This is a genomic window from Streptomyces sp. NPDC091280, assembly GCF_044768565.1.
GTDB lineage: Bacteria > Actinomycetota > Actinomycetes > Streptomycetales > Streptomycetaceae > Streptomyces.
In genome coordinates this window covers 1-15826 of the sequence record NZ_JBIVUZ010000024.1, presented here as the reverse complement: position 1 = coordinate 15826, position 15826 = coordinate 1, and the positions used below count along the sequence as shown (strand labels likewise).

General features: G+C 69.0%; 12 protein-coding genes. 4 read left to right on the top strand and 8 right to left on the bottom strand.

The genetic code is table 11. The features are described from left to right. Window positions 1–68: 68 nt before the first annotated feature. The gene (locus tag ACIQPR_RS46325) at window positions 69–1064 is read left to right on the top strand and encodes a phosphotransferase family protein (RefSeq protein WP_403663113.1); all 996 of its coding nucleotides are present in this window, start codon (window positions 69–71) and stop codon (window positions 1062–1064) included. Window positions 1065–1273: 209 nt separating this feature from the next. Here the strand turns inward: ACIQPR_RS46325 and ACIQPR_RS46320 are convergent, their stop codons facing one another. Both ACIQPR_RS46320 and ACIQPR_RS46315 read right to left on the bottom strand, forming a co-directional pair. Further along, window positions 1274–1696 (bottom strand): hypothetical protein, encoded by a 423-nt coding sequence (locus ACIQPR_RS46320; protein ID WP_403662885.1) that lies wholly within the window; start codon window positions 1694–1696, stop codon window positions 1274–1276. A 164-nt stretch (window positions 1697–1860) separates the two neighbouring features. Further along, on the bottom strand, window positions 1861–2349 hold the full coding sequence (locus ACIQPR_RS46315) for a hypothetical protein (RefSeq protein WP_403662882.1): 489 nt from the start codon (window positions 2347–2349) through the stop codon (window positions 1861–1863). Window positions 2350–2845: 496 nt separating this feature from the next. Between ACIQPR_RS46315 and ACIQPR_RS46310 the strand changes: the two genes are divergently transcribed. Beyond that, window positions 2846–3577 (top strand): hypothetical protein, encoded by a 732-nt coding sequence (locus ACIQPR_RS46310; protein ID WP_403662879.1) that lies wholly within the window; start codon window positions 2846–2848, stop codon window positions 3575–3577. Window positions 3578–4759: 1182 nt separating this feature from the next. Here ACIQPR_RS46310 and ACIQPR_RS46305 read toward each other — a convergent pair. Then, window positions 4760–7867: an AfsR/SARP family transcriptional regulator gene (locus tag ACIQPR_RS46305; RefSeq protein ID WP_403662876.1), complete on the bottom strand. Its 3108-nt coding sequence runs from the start codon at window positions 7865–7867 to the stop codon at window positions 4760–4762. Window positions 7868–8155: 288 nt separating this feature from the next. Between ACIQPR_RS46305 and ACIQPR_RS46300 the strand changes: the two genes are divergently transcribed. Beyond that, the gene (locus tag ACIQPR_RS46300) at window positions 8156–8617 is read left to right on the top strand and encodes a hypothetical protein (RefSeq protein ID WP_403662873.1); all 462 of its coding nucleotides are present in this window, start codon (window positions 8156–8158) and stop codon (window positions 8615–8617) included. A gap of 80 nt (window positions 8618–8697) precedes the next feature. Here the strand turns inward: ACIQPR_RS46300 and ACIQPR_RS46295 are convergent, their stop codons facing one another. The 5 genes from ACIQPR_RS46295 to ACIQPR_RS46275 all read right to left on the bottom strand — a co-directional run bounded on the left by ACIQPR_RS46295 (window position 8698) and on the right by ACIQPR_RS46275 (window position 14314). Further along, window positions 8698–8976, bottom strand: coding sequence for a transposase (locus tag ACIQPR_RS46295; RefSeq protein ID WP_403662870.1), 279 nt, complete (start codon window positions 8974–8976; stop codon window positions 8698–8700). Next, window positions 8957–9289, bottom strand: a complete 333-nt coding sequence (locus ACIQPR_RS46290) for a transposase (RefSeq protein ID WP_403662867.1) — start codon at window positions 9287–9289, stop codon at window positions 8957–8959. Before ACIQPR_RS46290 ends, ACIQPR_RS46295 begins: the two co-directional genes overlap by 20 nt. Window positions 9290–9509: 220 nt before the next feature. Continuing rightward, window positions 9510–11654 (bottom strand): prolyl oligopeptidase family serine peptidase, encoded by a 2145-nt coding sequence (locus tag ACIQPR_RS46285; RefSeq protein WP_403662864.1) that lies wholly within the window; start codon window positions 11652–11654, stop codon window positions 9510–9512. 555 nt (window positions 11655–12209) lie between these two features. Beyond that, entirely contained in the window at window positions 12210–13127 is a 918-nt protein-coding gene (locus tag ACIQPR_RS46280) for an RNA polymerase sigma-70 factor (RefSeq protein ID WP_403662861.1), read from the bottom strand. Further along, window positions 13124–14314 carry an NAD(P)/FAD-dependent oxidoreductase gene (locus tag ACIQPR_RS46275; protein WP_403662858.1) on the bottom strand — a complete coding sequence of 397 codons (1191 nt, stop codon included), beginning with the start codon at window positions 14312–14314 and terminating at the stop codon, window positions 13124–13126. Before ACIQPR_RS46275 ends, ACIQPR_RS46280 begins: the two co-directional genes overlap by 4 nt. 761 nt (window positions 14315–15075) lie before the next feature. On the opposite strand from ACIQPR_RS46275, the gene ACIQPR_RS46270 reads away from it, so the two are divergent. Continuing rightward, window positions 15076–15525, top strand: a complete 450-nt coding sequence (locus ACIQPR_RS46270) for a hypothetical protein (RefSeq protein ID WP_403662855.1) — start codon at window positions 15076–15078, stop codon at window positions 15523–15525. Window positions 15526–15826: the final 301 nt, after the last annotated feature.

The following is a 15826-nucleotide window of genomic DNA, read 5'->3' as shown; positions in this document are numbered from 1 at the left end:
GGCTCGCGTAGGGTTCCACGGTTGCCGAGCTGAGAAGGTTGGTCGTGGACGTGGCGCCTCGGGAAGTGATGCGAGACAAGTTGGCGGAGGCGGCCCGGGCCGCGCTGGGTAGCGGTCGGAAGCTGGAGGCGGTCGAGCGGCTCACCGGCGGCACCACGAAGGGCGTGTACCGCCTCACGATGGACGACGCCAAGACGGCGGTCGCCTATCTGTGGGAGAAGTCGGAGAACTACTGGCCGGTGGCTGAGGGAGATGGCGATCTGACCGACCCGTTCTCGCCCGGTGTCGGGCTCGACTTGTTCGAGGCCAGCCATGCGCGCCTGGCCTCGCTCGGCTTGCGGGTGCCTGAGGTCTACCTGATCGACCGGGACCGCACTCACTACCCGGCTGACCTGGCGATCGTGGAGGACTTTCCCGGCGAGGACCTGATGGATTTCTTCAACCGCGACCCGCGCGCTGCGGAGCCGACGATGGCCCGGCTCGCCGATGCCCTCGCGGCGATGCGAAGCCATCGAGCGCCGACGTTCGGCAAGGTGGCCCAGATCGACAAGGGGGGAAGCTCTCGGGCAGCCTCGTGTGAGGAAGCAGCGCTTGAGTTCGCGCTGCGCTGCCTCGCCGAGGCGGTGTCCCGTGACCGGCGGATCGCGGACGCGCAGGGCAGGCTGGAGGAGCGGCTGCGTGAACTCGCCGCGTCGGTGGAGCCGCGTGCGGAGTACTCGGTTGTCCACGGCGAGCTGGGGCTGGATCACGTGCTGGTGGACCGGGACGGTAACCCGGTCGTCATCGATTTCGAGGAGCTGCTGTACTTCGACGTCGAGTGGGAGCACGTGTTCCTGCGGCTGCGCCATTCCGAGGCCCAGTACCGGCGGTTGGCGGTGGAGGACCTCGACGAGGACCGGCTGGCCCTGTATCGGCTCACCCAGCATCTGTCCCTGACGGCGGGGCCGCTGCGGCTGCTCGACGGAGACTTCCCCGACCGGGCGTTCATGCAGGGAATCGCCGAGCACCACTTGAACCAGGCGCTTGCGCTGGTTTCAGGGTGTGAGAAGGCATTGGGGGCCTGACTGGATCGCTTCGCCCCGGCCGACGTGGGGGCTGCTGCGGGTGGTACGTCGTCGCGGCGCTGATCGTCCTGACCGGACTTGCCGTTCTCCGGGTGGTTCGCTGGGCCCAGCATCAACAATCGGCTCGGCACACTCTCCCGAGGCCTGTGGGAGAGGCACGGAAGGTATGAGACCTCGGTCCAGGGCCGATGTCCGCCGTCCGGTGGAGTTCAGGCTCCTTGCGGCTGGTCTGAGGTCAGCGAGGGGTCAGGCCCGAAGTCGTCCACCTCCATGGTGGCGTGACCGCCCGGCGGGCTCGTGAGCGAGCCCTGGACACGGACGGGGATTCCGGCGTCGTGGCAGTGGACCGCCGTGTGATAGTCGGTGTCGCGCAGGTCCATCCATACGGTCCTGATACGGCGGTTGATCAGGGTCTGGACGCCTACCCGGCCCGTCTCGTCATCGGGGTGGCGGCTGAATAGGGCGGTGACCTTCGGACAGTCGTGGCCTCCAGATAGGCGCGCCAGTCGTAGACGCCTGGTCAACTCTGCAATCTGGCAAGGAAGTTCGGCGATCTCCTCCAGCGCGGCAGTCTCTCGCAGATCGAGCTCCTCCAGGCACGACGCCATCGCCGCCTCCAAGACCACGTCCATTCGCGGGTGAAGGTGCGCCTCGCTGCTGCGGGGAATCTGGTGGACCCGGAGCGGGCGAGAACCGAACTGATGGCGTGTTTTGTGCGCCGAATGGTGGTCGGACGGCCCGCGGCTCAAGCCGGTGTACGCAGGCCCGGCTCTGTCGGCCGTCCGCATCGTCTTTCTCAGTCGAATACGAAGGGGCTGGGTGAGAGCGATTGCAGCGGGGTGCAGGTGATGGTGATCCCGTAGATGACCATGCTCAGAGAGGCGCCGTAGGTGTCCAGGCTGTCGCCTGGAAGCACTATGCCCGGCAGCGGACCAACGGTGAGGTGGTCCCCGGCCCAGAGGTCCGGGTTGGCGTCTCCCTCGAAGATCCTGGTGCCGTAGGTGTTGGTATCGGTGAGAGTGAGTTTGGAGTGGATGGAGGACGGCGGGATCGAGATCGGCGCGGAGATCTGGTGGAACGCGACCGTGATCGTCGCGAGGTTGCCCGTCTGGGTAGCGGTGAGGTCGGCGAACGAAAGGCCGAAGGTCCCGCAGCTGTAGTCGGTGAGGGCGGTTTGAGGTGTCACGGCGCTCGCTCCCGGTGCCAGCGCGACGACACCGGCGAGTAACGCCGAGCAGACGGAGGCGGTCGTTGCCGTGCGTAACTTCCGGATCCTGGTTCTCATCGTTCGTCTCCTTCGCGGAACAGGCCTTTTCTGACATGGCGTCAGGTTCCCGTCATTGATACGCAGGGATCAACAAAAGGCAAGCTGCGTGGCCGTCCCCATGTGGGGTGGCGGCCCTTCCAACTGCGCTTCCATGGGCGGCAGTCGCCGCGCAAGCCCTTCCCGTGGCACGGTCGCGACGGCTACGCAGTCCTGCCATGCCTCATTGGCGCCGCGCTGATCGACGACTTCGCCGCCTGGGGCTGTGACCGCGAAGGTTCACCGTGTCGCGACGTCCGACACAGCGGCCTCGACGCGTTGTCGGACCACCGAGGTACGTCCCCGGTAGGAGCCGCGGCCCTGCGCCTTACGGTGCACCGCACGGGCCGCCGGCCGGGCGGCCGCCTCACAGTTGGTGACCTTCGCGCCCCAGCCAGGGCTCACACTCGCCGCCCCGCCCTCTCGGTCAGACGCTTAATCGGATGTGCGTGCGGCGCGGAGTTGTTAGGTTCGCCATGTGCCGAAGCTGAATCAGATCATCGCAGTCGAAAAGGGCGTCAAGTCCAAGGCTCTCCAGGAGCTCACCCAGGCTCACCAGGACGTGCAGAAGCCCGCCCTACTGGCCGGCATCTCCCGGACCTACCAGCCCAAGGACGAGGAGGGCGAGCAGTTGCCGCCCGAGTCCACACGGGTGCAGATCAAGGCCGAGGATGCTCTGCGGGTGACCGCCGGGACGCTGACGCGGCTCTTCGACGTGACCGCGACGAAGGACTGGGCGAACCGGTCTGCGGCCGCGGACGTGGTGGTCGACGGTACGGTGCTGCTGCCCCAGGTGCCCGTCCCGTACCTGTTGTTCCTGGAGAAGCAACTCACCGACCTGCACACCTTCGTGCGCAAGCTGCCGGTGCTCGACGCCTCCGAGTCGTGGAACCTGGACCCCTCGACGGACTCGTGGAAGACGGACCCGGTGCGGACCATCCGCACGAAGAAGGTTCCGCGCAACCACGTGAAGGCCGAGGCCACGGAGAAGCACCCGGCGCAGGTCGAGGTGTACTACGAGGACGTCCCGGTCGGTTACTGGACTACGGTGAAGTTCTCCGGCGCGCTGCCCGCCCGGCGGGTCAACCAGCTCCTCGACCGGGTCGAGAAGCTCCAGCAGTCCGTCAAGTTCGCCCGCGAAGAGGCGAACAACACCGAGGTCACCGACCAGCGGGTGGGTGACGCGGTATTCGGCTACCTCTTCCGGTAGCCCCCACATACGCCCTCCGTCGCGAGCGGAGGGTGCGCGATGAGCGCAAGCTGAAACTGATGTTGAAGCTGATGAAGGGGTGTCAGTTGGGGGTTCGAATCCCTCTCCCCGCACCACATGCGGGGGTGGCCCAAGCCTGGCAGAGGCGGCCCCATGAAACTCAGATTCTCGCTCCAGTCTCAGTATTCGCCGCCGAACACCGGATCGACCGAGCGTGGGCGAACATCGACGGATGGGGGTTCAAGTCCCCCCGGCGCCTCTCTCGTGGCGCTGTAGTTCAAAGGCAGAACACGTCGATCTCAACATGACCCGCGGTTCTTAAACGCCGCCGGTGTGCGCAAATGGGTGGCAAGCTGGAGCCCGGGAGCTGGACATGCTCCCGGGCTTCGTCACGTTCCGGCTGCGGCTTGTGCTGTGACCAGGAAGGTTTACCGGGTTGAGTGGTCAAGCCTCGATGGGAGGGCCTGGGCTCACGGGTGTTCCTGCCGGCGGCGTTGTCCGCTGTCGTTATCGCGGTCGGTACACCGACACGAGGAAGGACGCGGTCACCGTCACGAGTGCCTGCGGCCCGTCCCATCCGCACACGACCTCGCCTAGGATCGTGAGAGCAGTCCCCGAGACCGTCGTACGGCGGCTGCGCGGCCGCGGTTGGCTGTAGCGAGGCGACCGAACGGGTCTTGGGAACTCCCCGTCCCAACGGCTCGGTGAGACTGGCGAGTCGACGTCCGAGGGCTGTCGCCGGCGTTCGAAGACACGCACAGGAAGATCCGCGGATTCGGTGAAGCTCAGAAGCCGTTGTCCTACCGCCGTAAAGACGACGTCTCCGGGGGCCGTACGCAGGGGCGACCATTCTGTGGGAGTAGGTGTCCTGCCGTCCTGCCGCTGCCCAGGAGGCCGTGAACACCTGGTCCGTGGAACCCTCGACGCCAGTGTCCTGGAGCGAGTGCCGGTCACGGTCCCTTTGCGATGCCCTCCACGTGCGTGGGGGGTCGGAGGGTGAAGCGAGCTCCGTGGTTGCTCGGGGCCAGGGTGAGGGTGCCGTGATGGGTGGTGGCGATAGCGGACGCGTCGACACCGTCCACCGCTCCAAACCGAGCCCACCCCGCCACCGACCAGCCAACCACCACCAGCGACCGCCGTCACCACCCCATCAAGTTCACCAATAGAGTCGCAGCATTGGCCCTAACGGGCCGTCAAGGCGAGAAGGGCCTTGCGTGCCTCCTCCGCGCGTGGTGAGCCAAGTGCCGTATACAAGGACAACGCCTGCTGGTAGTGGTCGATCGCGTTGTCCCGATTCCCCGTGTGTTGCAGGGTGTGGGCCGAACCTATGTGGGCGCGGGCTTGTTCTTCCCTTTCCTCGATTCTGCGGGCCACTTCGAGCGCCGCTGTATGGGCGTCCAGGGCCTCGTTGTGGCGGCCGTTGCCGTGCAGTGCCTCGCCCAGGCCGTTCAGGGCGCCGGCCTCTCCGTAGGCTTCGCCGGTGCGTCGGAAGTGGGCGAGGGCCTGGTGCTGATGTTCCGCGGCCTCTTCGTATCTGCCCTGGCGGCACATCGCGTCGCCCAGATTGGAGAGTGCGTGTGCCTCTCCGCCAGTGTGTCCGAGGCGCCGGAAGAGAGTGAGTGCCTGCTCGAAACGGCCGGCCGCGGCCTGATGGTCACCCACTCGTGTCAGGACGATGCCCAGATTGCCGAGGGCGCTGGCCTCGCCGAACGTATGGCCCGCCTCTCGGTAGAGAGCCAGCGCCTGCTGGTAGCGGTCGACCGAGGACTGATAGTCCTCCAGCAGTTCCCACACGATGCCGAGGTTGTTCAGTACGTCGGCCTCGCCAAGGGTGTCGCCCGCGGCACGGAACAGTTCGACCGCCTTCTCGTGCTGCTCCGCGGCCTCCCGGTAGCGGCCCTGGAGTTCGTGCAGTACGCCGACGTTGGTGAGGTGGCGGGCCTCACCGGCCTCGTATCCGATCAGGCGGCTCAGCGAGAGCGCGTCCGTGTGGTGGCGGTGGGCGCTCTCGTAGTCGCCGAGACGTCGGTGGACGGCGCCGATGCAGGCGAGGACGTCGACCTCGCCGCGGGTGTCGGCCACCGCGCGGGCCGCGCGCAGGGCATGGGTGTGCACGGTCAACGCGTCGGCGAAGTGCCCCGAGCGCTCGTAGTGCCGGTGGAGCGTGGTGGCGATCCGTACGGTGTGGCCGGCCGGGCCCGGGTCCTCGGTCCGGGAGCACAGGGCGACGAGTGTGGGTTGCGTGGCACGCAGCCATGCGCGGGACTCGTCGGCCGTACGCAGGGGCGGCAGGCCGGTGGGCGGTGCCACGACCGCCGGACGCAGATGCCGTTCGGCGGGATACAGCACGTCCATGGCGACCGACGCGGCCGCGAGGGAGTGGTCCAGCAGCCGGGTCAGGGCGGCGTCGCGTTCCGCCGTCCGGTCGGGCCGGCTCGTGAGTTCGGCGGCGTAGGCCCGCAGGAGGTCGTGCATGGTGTGGCGGCCCGGGCCACTGCGGTGGACCAGGTGTGCGCGGGACAGGACGTCCAGGGATCGCCGTGTGCGCTCGACGCTCTGGCCGGCCAGGGCGGCGGCCTCGTAGGCGTCCGCGTCGGGGCCCGGGTGCAGGCCCAGCAGTCTGAACAGGCGTGCATCCTGCTCGGGCAGGCGGTCGTAGGACCAGGAGAAGACGGCCCGGACGGCGCCCCGGGGGTCTCCGTCGGCCGAGTCCAGGAGGTCCAGACGTTTCTTGTGGTCCCGCAGTTCCGCCACCAACTGGGACAGCGGGTCCACAGGGCGTGACAGCACGAGTTCGGCCGCAATCCGCAGGGCCAGCGGCAGCGACCCGCACTGCTCGACAAGGGCGGTGGCCGCCGTGTGGTCCGCGTCGACGCGCGGCCCGATCAGGGCGCGCAGCAGCGCGCGCGCCTCGTGCGGCGCGAGGACGTCTAGGACCACGCGGTGCGCTCCGTGCACCGATACCAGGGACGACAGCGCGTCACGGCTCGTGATCAGGACTTTGCAGGTCGGGCTGCCCGGCAGCAGCGGGCGTATCTGCGCTGTGGAGGCGGCGTTGTCGAGGAGGACGAGCAGGCGCCGTCCGTCGACGGCCGTGCGGTAGCGGGCCGCGCGGTCGTCCAGCCGCAGTGGTATCTCCTGGCCGGGCACGCCCAGGGCGGTGAGGAAGCCGACGAGCGCCTGGGCCGCGGAGACCGGTTCGTCCGCGTCGTAGCCTCGCAGGTCGACGTAGAGCTGTCCGTCGGGGAACGCCTCCCTCGACTGATGTGCCCAGCGCACGGCCAGTGCGGTCTTGCCGACGCCCGCCGTGCCAGAGACGGCCGAGACGACCACGGCCGATCCGTTCTCACCGGACTGTGGGCCGTCCGCTGGCGTCAGCATCCGTGTGAGTTCGGCCAGTTGTTCCTCACGACCGCTGAAGTTGCTTACCTTCATGGGGAGTTGGGCTGGGATCATCAAGGAAGGCGGAGTGGCAGTGCGGGCTGCGACGGTGCCGGAGCCCGCTGTCGGCGACGCGTCAGGCCCGGTGTCACGCAGCAACTCCTCGTAGGCAGACCGCAGTTCATGGCCTGGCGAGACGCCCAGCTCGGAGTGGAGCCGTATCCGGATGCCTGTATAGGTGTCCACCGCCTCGGCCGTCCTTCCGGCGGCGGCCAGACTCCGGATCGTCTCCGCGGCGAGTGGTTCGGAGAGTGGCTGTTCCGCCAGCAAGGGCTGCAGCAGGGCGGGCACTCGCTCGGGCTCGCCCTGTCGCAGCAGGGTGCGGGACCAGGCCAGGGCCGCCTGCACGCGTTCTTGTGTCCATGCGGTGCGGGTGCGGTCCGCCCATTCCCCCGGCAGCCCGTCCAGCGGCGTGCCGCGCCACAACCGCAGGGCCTGTTCCAGGAGTTGTGCGCGGCGGGCGTCGGACAGGTCGGGCTCGGCCGCCTGCTTCACGAGTGCGCGGAAACTGAGTAGGTCGACGGCGTCCTCGTCCGCCTCCAGGACGTATCCACCGGAGCGCCGGCGGATGCCGAGCGACGGGGTGGGTGTCTCCGGCCCGGCCTCCTCCCGCGCGGGCGTCGTGCCGTCGAGGAGTCGCCGGAGGCGGCTGATGTGCGCGTACAGAACCGACCGGGCGCCCTCGGGCGCGTCGGAGTCCCAGACGCGATCCATCAACGTACCCACGGGGACGAGTCGGCCGGTGTCGGCGGCCAGTGCTGTGAGGACCGCTCGGCGGCGAGGCTGTCCGACGTCGACCACGCGCCCCGCGACGCGCAGTTCCAGGGGGCCGAGGAGGCGAAGAGTCATCGTGCCTCACGTGGGGCGGGCGGCGGGAACGGCAGTCGGTGACGGGGACTGCGTCCGCCGTGCAGCGGCCGGGGCTCCAAGCGGCCCTCCGTGATTCGTTCGGGGCCGCCACCGGGCAGCCGTCGCAAGATTTTCGCAAGATTCACAGTAGATCCTCAGGTGACCCGCCGTCAGGCGGACCGCGGCGGACGCCGCGTGCCGTGGAGCACACCCGAGGCGACTCTCGTGGGCCCCCGGCGCTACACGTTGAGGAGAATGGATCCGCACATGCGCACGATGATGTCCCGAATGAAGAACCGGACTGTCCTGGCTACCGTCACCACCGCCCTCCTCGCGTCCGGAGCGGTCGTCGGGACCGCCACGACCGCCTCCGCCGACGGGTGCGTGGGTCCCTTGTGCGGCGCGGTCAAGAACCGGACCGGCGAGACGATGCACTACACGACAAGCCTCGGCGAGGGCCCGCACTACTGCGACGTCTGGAACTGGGGCGGGGGCACCGGGAGCGAGTTCAAGCACGCCAAGTGCCGGCAACTGACGTTCGGCAACGGAACGCGGGGCGGCAACGGGACCGGTGTCGATGTCGACGCGTTCACCTTCGCCACGCACGGCTACCACGAGCGGTTCTCGCGGGTCGGCACGTGGCACTGGCGGGCGAAGGGCGTCTGGACGAAGGTCCGCACCGGTGAGATCGCCGACTGCGGCATCGGCGACGGCAACGAGGTCTGGTGCACCGTCCTCGTCCAGGCCTGAGGCACGTCCTCCTTCAGGCCTGGGGCACCTGTTGCTTCAGGCCTGAACTTGACTCTGTCGGTGATCTTGGATGGTCGAGGTCAGGTGCCGAGGGTTCGCCAGGGCTTTGGCTGGCGTAGTTCGCGCTGGTCGAGGTAGGTCTGGAAGGCGGTCGGTCGCGCGGGCGTGGGTGCTTCCTCTCCGAAGCGGACCGCGTAGCGGGCCTTCCACTCGGATGTCTGTTGTTCCGTGCGGATGCGGAGTTGAAGGTCGCGGAGTTCTCGCGGGGGAAAGCCCACGGTGGGGGCGTTGTCTGCGGTGCTGGTGCACTGGGTACAGGCCGGGCAGGGGCGGCACTGGCTATTGGTGAACCGGGCCACGATCAGCGGGGCTGCTGTGGGTGAGGAGGTCGGGTAGGGGCCGTGCCAGCCCGCACTGACCTTCCCGGGGGCAGGTGACCTGCTGCTTGTCGTAGTCGATGTGGAAGTCGGCCAGCACACTGTGATGGAAGCCGAGATCGTCCAGCGCCAAGGCCATGGCGTACTCGAAGTCGATGCGGCAGCCGACCGCCTCGGCGGCCTGCCGGTCCGACAGGCCGAGTACGAATTGCAGCACACAAACGGTGGCCAACTGGGCGGGCGAGAGGCCGGGGCGCCCGTCACGCGGGACCAGTCGGCGAAGTCCTCGTCGCACCGCAGGCCGTCCAGCCGGTCTCTCACCCACATTGCCGTCGTACCGTCCGGGTTGCTCGCCCGCGCGATCCGCGAGGTCAGAGGCGGGACTTGCTCACCGGAACGAGGACGGAGCGACAACGAGCACCTCGACGATCACAGGATCCTTCGGAACAGCCCCGAGCATGCCCGTTGATCACGCTGCCGCACCGGAAATCTCCAAGATCACCGACAGAGTCAAGCTAGCAGGGCTGCGTGGTAGGGCGGTCGACCAAGTGCCGCTGGAGGAATTCCAGTTGGTGCCCCAGTAGCCGGGCGAAGGTGTCGTTCGTCGGTGCGGCATGTGTCATCCCGCTCAGCGGCAGCACCTCGTGCGGCTTGCCCGCGGCCAGCAGGGCGCTGGAGAGTTGCAGCGTATTGGCCACGAAGACGTTGTCGTCTGCCAGTCCGTGCATCAGCAGCAGCGGGCGGCTGAGCTTGGGAGCGTCGGCAAGAAGCGAAGACAACTCATAGTGCTCCGGGTACTGGTCGGGCAGACCGAGGAAGCGCTCTTTCCAGCAGGCGTCGTAGAGGTACTGGTCGGTGACCGGGGCTCCGGCCGCTGCGGCGTGGAAGGCGTCGGGTCGGCGCAGTACCGCGGCGGCGGCCAGCATCCCGCCGAACGACCAGCCGCGGATGCCGACCCTGTCGAGATCCAGCTCCGGGTGGCGCTCGGCGGTCGCATGCAGCGCGGCGACCTGGTCGTCCAGGGTCGGGCCGATCAGGTCGCCGTAGATCTCCTTCTCCCAGCGCGGCCCGCGTCCGGGCGTGCCGGCGCCGTCCGTCACCAGCACCGCGAAGCCCTGTTCGGCGAACCACTGCGAGACGAGGGTGTGAGAGGTCTGTTCGGCCATCACCTTCTGCATTGCGGGGCCGCCGTAGGGGTCGACCAGTACCGGCAGCTGGGCATCACCGGCCTTGTGCCAGGACGGCAGGAAGAGGTGTGTGCGCAGTTCGCGAGGCCCGACGGCGGCGGATTCGACACGCAGTTGCAGCAGCGGGGGTTGGGCGTACGAGCTGATTTCGATGGGTGCGGGGCCATCCGGTTCCGGTCGGCCGTCCCCGGTCAGGCGGTGTACGGCGGTGTGCGGGCCCGGCAGATCCAGCGTGCGCGTGGTGTGTACGAACGTGCCGCCGCGGAATGCACCGGAGTGCACCCCCGGCTCCTCGGTCAACCGGTGTATGCCCTGGCCCGGACGGTACGTCCACACATGGCGCTCGGTGGGCTCTGTGGCTGCCGTGAAGAGCACCGTCTCGCCGTCCACCGCGAGCACCTCGTGGAGCTGCAGGCCGTCCGGTGTGACCGGCGCACCGTCGATGCTCAGGTGTCGGGTCTCGTCCCGGTCGACGTAGTCGACGAGAAGGCCGGTTGCTGTCCGCGCGGGCACTCCGGGCACCAGCAGCTCCACCCAGCGCTCATCGTGGCGCTCGGCCAGGAGGCTGGTCGTACCGTCTGCCGGGTCGACGGCGAGGACCTGGAGCGTGCGCTGGTCGCGGCTGAGTACGGCGGCGAACGGACCATGCCCGTCCCAGCCGGCCGCAGGCAGGTACTCGAAGTCGGCCCGGTCCCAGCGGACCTCGGCGCGGTTGCCCGCCAGATCGGCGATCCAGAGCGTGACCTCGGCGTTGGCGGTACCGACCCGTGGGTAGCGCATCGTGCGCGGCGGCTTGGCGGGGTCGGCCGGATCGGTGATGTACCAGAGCCCGACCTTCCGGTTGTCCACCCGGGTGGTCAGCAGTCGCTCCCCGTCCGGTGCCCACCAGTACGCCCGGTAGCGGCCCATCGACTCGCTCGCCACATGCTCAGGCAGGCCGAAGAAGACGTCCGGACCTTCCGCCGGCTCGGGCGCGGCCACCGTTCGGTCGCCACTGCCGTCGGTGCCGATCACCCGCAGCGCGCCACCGGAGACGTAGGCGATGTGTCGGCCGTCCGGGGACGGTCGCGGGTCCACCACCGGCTGCCGGGCGGGCAGTTGGCGGACGGAGCCGGAGCCGGTATCCACCAGCCACAGCTGCCCCGAGAGGGCGAACGCAGCCACCTGGGCGGCCGTGTCGGTGGCGTAGTCGGTGATCCCGCCGGCTTGCTGCCGGGCGCGCTCGCGCCGAATGCGCTCCTCCTCTGGCACCTCATCGGTCGCGTCACCGAGCAGACCGGCGGGATCAGCCAGCAGCCGCTCCGCGCCGGTTGCCAGGTCGAGCGTCCACAGGCACCCGACCGGATCGTCCCCGGCCCGGCTCCGCAGGAACAGGACACAGGTACCGTCCGGCGCCACGGTGAAACGGGCGGGTGCGCCGAGAGTGAAGCGGCGGGTACGCGCGAGCTGTCGCAGAAGTGGGGGTGTCACCATGCCTGGCACTGTGTCATTCGTTCGGTATCGCAGCATCGGAATATCGATCGTTCACCGTGGACTTCACAATGCCGGCTCGCTCGTGGCCGGCTCATGCAGCCGTGCTGAAACCGGTGGCAGCCCGGTACCAGGCCTGTTGAATCGACCGATGACTGAGCAGACTGTCGAAGGCCGTCGGCAGGAACGCGAAGCGCGCTGTCGTCCGGGCTGGGCGGGATGTGGGAGGTGGCGGTGTCGTGGTCGCCGAAGCGCAGCACGTTGTCCCTGCGGTGCGGGCTGAGCGCGGCGATGCAGTAGGGGCTCAGCTCCCAGCCCTGTGTGGCCATCTGGCGCAGTGTGTCGGTCATGTAGACGCTGACGGGCACAGGCACCGGCCGTGTAGCCGTACGGCAGCAGGACATGGACCGGGCCATCCCCGAGCAGACCGATCTGCAGAAGTGGATGACGACGGCCGCAGCCTGCCGCATCCGCTTTCACCAGGGCCCGGCCCGTGCTCGGGCTGCGGGATTGGGCGCTCACGGGGATTCCGGCGGGCGTCGATATCGATCGGGCGGCTCAGGAGAGTTCGTGCCGGGTGCCGTCGGCGACGGCGTGGAGCTTGTCGGGGTTGGCCACGTTGTGGATGGTCGAGATGCGGTCCTCCGCGTCGAAGTCGAAGGTCAGCGTCGCGATCACACGGTCCGGGCCGCGGAAGACCACGCCCGGGCCGCCGTTGATCCAGGTGAGCTCCGCCCGCATCTGATCGGGCGTGACGCCCTGGTAGGTCACGGTGCCGAGCGCGGCGAACCAACCAGCCACGGTCTCCAGGCCGACGACCGGCTTGAGGGCCTGGCGGACCTTGCCGCCACCGTCGGTCCACAGCGTCACGTCCGGCGAGAGCAGCTCCATCAGGGTGTTGATGTCGCCGCCCGTGGCCGCCGCGAAGAATCGCTCGGTGACGTCGCGTTGGCGGGCGGGGTCGGCGGTGAAGCGGGGCCGCCGGGCCTGCACGTGCTCGCGGGCGCGGTGCGCGGCCTGCCGCACCGCCGCCTCCGAACGCTCCACCGCCTGGGCGATCTCCCCGTAGCTGAAGGCGAAGGCTTCCTTCAGCACGAACACCGCACGCTCCAGCGGACTCAGCGTCTCCAGCACGACCAGCAGCGCCATCGAGACCGAGTCCGCCGTGGCGACGCCGTCGGCGGCGTCCGGGCCGGTGAGGATCGGCTCGGGCAGCCACGGGCCGACGTACGTCTCGCGCTGGTAGCGGGTCGAACGGAGCCGCTCCATCGCCAGGTTGGAGATGATCCGGGTCAGGTAGGCCTTGGGGTCGGCGACCTGGGACCGGTCGGCCGCCGACCACTTGAGCCAGGCGTCCTGGACCACGTCCTCGGCGTCGGCGGCGGAGCCGAGGACGCGGTAGCCGACCGAGAAGAGCAGGGTGCGGTACTGCTGGAAGGCGAGCTGGTCGGCGTCGGCCTGCTGCGGCTGGGTCACTTGGCGCTCCTGATCCGGGTGTGGCGCCCGCCGTGCGGCCAGAACGCGCCCGAGACGGGCATCTTCTTCATGCGGGCGAAGGTCGGCCACGGTGTGGCGCTGACCGTTTCCTTGTACTTCGCGGCCCGCTTGCCGGTCAGTACGATCCGGCGCGGGCTGTCATCGGGGTGGGTGAACTGCACGACGGCGTCGTTCCGGCCCAGGCTGACAGGCGTGTGGTAGTAGCCGAAGCGGAAGGGCTTGGGCTCCTTGCCGGCCAGCACCCGCACGATCGAGAGCGCCGCGTGCACGCCGGTAGGCATGCCGCCCTGGCAGGTCCCGTGCATCACGCCGTAGCCCTGACGGATCGCCGCCGCGTCGCCCACGGCGTAGACGTCCGGGTGGGAGACCGAGCGCAGCGCGCTGTCGGTGACCACCCGGCCGCGCTCGTCGACGGTCAGGCCCGCAGCCGCGGCCAGCGGGGAGACGCGGGTGCCGCTGGTCCACAGCACCGCGGCCGCCTCGATGCTGGAGCCGTCCGCGAGCTCGACGCTGTCCGGCAGCACCTTGACCACCTCGACGCCGCAGCGCACCTGCACGCCGAGGCGGGCGAGCGCCGCGTTCAGGTGGGCCTTGGCCTTCGGGTGCATGGTCGCGCCCGGCTCCGTCCGGCCAAGCAGGACCACCTGGAGCCCTGGGTGCCGCTCGGCGATCTCAGCGGCGGCCTCGATACCGGTGAGGCCGCTGCCGCCGACCACAACCGTCCCGCCGTCGAGGCGGGTCAGCCGGTCGGCGAGGAGGGTGGCGTCCTTCGGGCTGTTGAAGGTGTGGGCGTGGTCGTCCACGCCGGGGACGGAGGCCGTGTCCGCGATGCTGCCCAGGCCGTAGACCAGGGTGTCGTAGCGCAGCACCCGGTCGTCGTCGATCCGGACGGTCTTCGCGTCGGCGTCCACGGCGGTGACCCAGCCGCGGACGAACTCGGCGCCGGTGCCGTCCAGCAGTTCCGGGATGTTCAGCTCGGCCGTCTCCTGGCCGGTGGCGGTCATGTGCAGCCGGAGCCGCTCGGTGAAGGTGTCGTAGGGGTTGACCAGCGTCACTCGCAGGTTCCCGCGCTTCCTGGTGCGGGCCGCGAGCTGTATCGCAGCGGAGAGCCCGGCGTAGCCGGCGCCCAGGACCAGGACCTCGTGCTGCTGCGTTGTCGTGTGCATCGCTCTGCTGCCTCTTTCGTGTGGAGCGTTCCCGCGTTGCGGACGACCACCAGACGCAAGATGCTCTTTCGTTCGTGACATGGGGTCGATGTGACCCACATCACCTCGCGGAGAGGAGGCGGACGCGACGCGGCATCAGCCCCCGGAGCGCCGCGACGAGAGCATCGGGGCCGCTGTGCCTCTGGTCGGGCCCCACAGCGTCGCCTGCCACCACGTCATTGAATGGCGACATCCACCAATACGCCTGCTCGGGAGCCAAGTTGGGAAACCGGCCCGGGTCCAGCACTGGCTGTGGGGGTCGGGTAGCCGGAGCCCATTGCAACCGGGCGTAGAGGTCCAGGATCCCTGCTCGGTGACTGACGGCTCGGGCGAGGTGTGGACGGGCGGCTGCAGCGCAGCATTTGCCTGGCCCTCTATAGGGCCGGCGAGGACAAAAGGAGGTGCCCGTCTGGTGGGCGTAAGAGTGAGGTTGGCGCCCGTCCCACGGGACGGGCGTGAAGATTTGTGGGCGCCAAGGAGATGGCCGGGATCCCGCCCGGGTTGTCGATGGGGCACGGCCTGGCTTTGCTCGGGTTCACCGCCGACCGACCGGATGGAGGGCGGGCTCCTGGACGACGGCGCCGATCCGGAGGCGGCTCGGCTGGCCACCGTTCTCGGGCAGCCGGGCGAAGCCGCACGGCGGCAATCCGTCCCCTTGGGCTGGGTCGGCCGGTTGGGGAATCTGGTTGCGGGGGATTGGGGGGATGCGGTGATACTCCGGCATGAGTAGAGATGCCGAGGTCATCGTGCTCGCCCGCTGGTCGGACGAGGTCATGGAACCGCTGACGCGGGACGACGCGGAACGTACGTGGCGAGGCCGCTTCGTTCCGATAGCGGGGCAGTGGGGTTACGAGTTCGGGTGGGCCCTGGAGTTCGAGAAGGTGCGTGCCCGCAAGGGCCTGCTCAAGCACCTGGAGTCGCTTCCGTGGCCGTATCCGTACACGGTGCAAGTGCTGCTCCGCGACCAGGACGACGACTGCTTCGGGCTATGGATGTTCCAGGAGGATCGGCTGGTGGAAGTCACCATCCCGCGCACCGAGCGTTTCCACCAGCCGGCGCCGCCCAACGAGGACTTCGAACCCGACCCGGGCTTGCTGCTGCGCATCGACCAGGACACGGACCTGCCCGAGCAGACCCCACGAGCACTCCGCGACACCCGCCCGCCCTGGTAGACCTTCGAGCCGGACAGTTCTTCATCGGGGCGCCTGTGCGAGGGGTGGCTTTATCAGTGAGTCCTGACTCCGGTTGTCGATCGGGAGCTGCAGCGCCTGGTGTCCGTGGAGAGCGATATCGCTGAGTTTTGACACCACTTGGGTGCTTGCGGTGGGAGGATCGAAGTGCTCTCCGCGGTGAGAGGGTGGCGCCGGTGCCACCGAAGTCCAAGGTCGATCTGTACGCGGCGATCCGCCATGATGCCCGGGCAGGGGTCTCGAACCGGGCCTTGCAGCGCAAATACGGGGTCGGCCGAGGGGT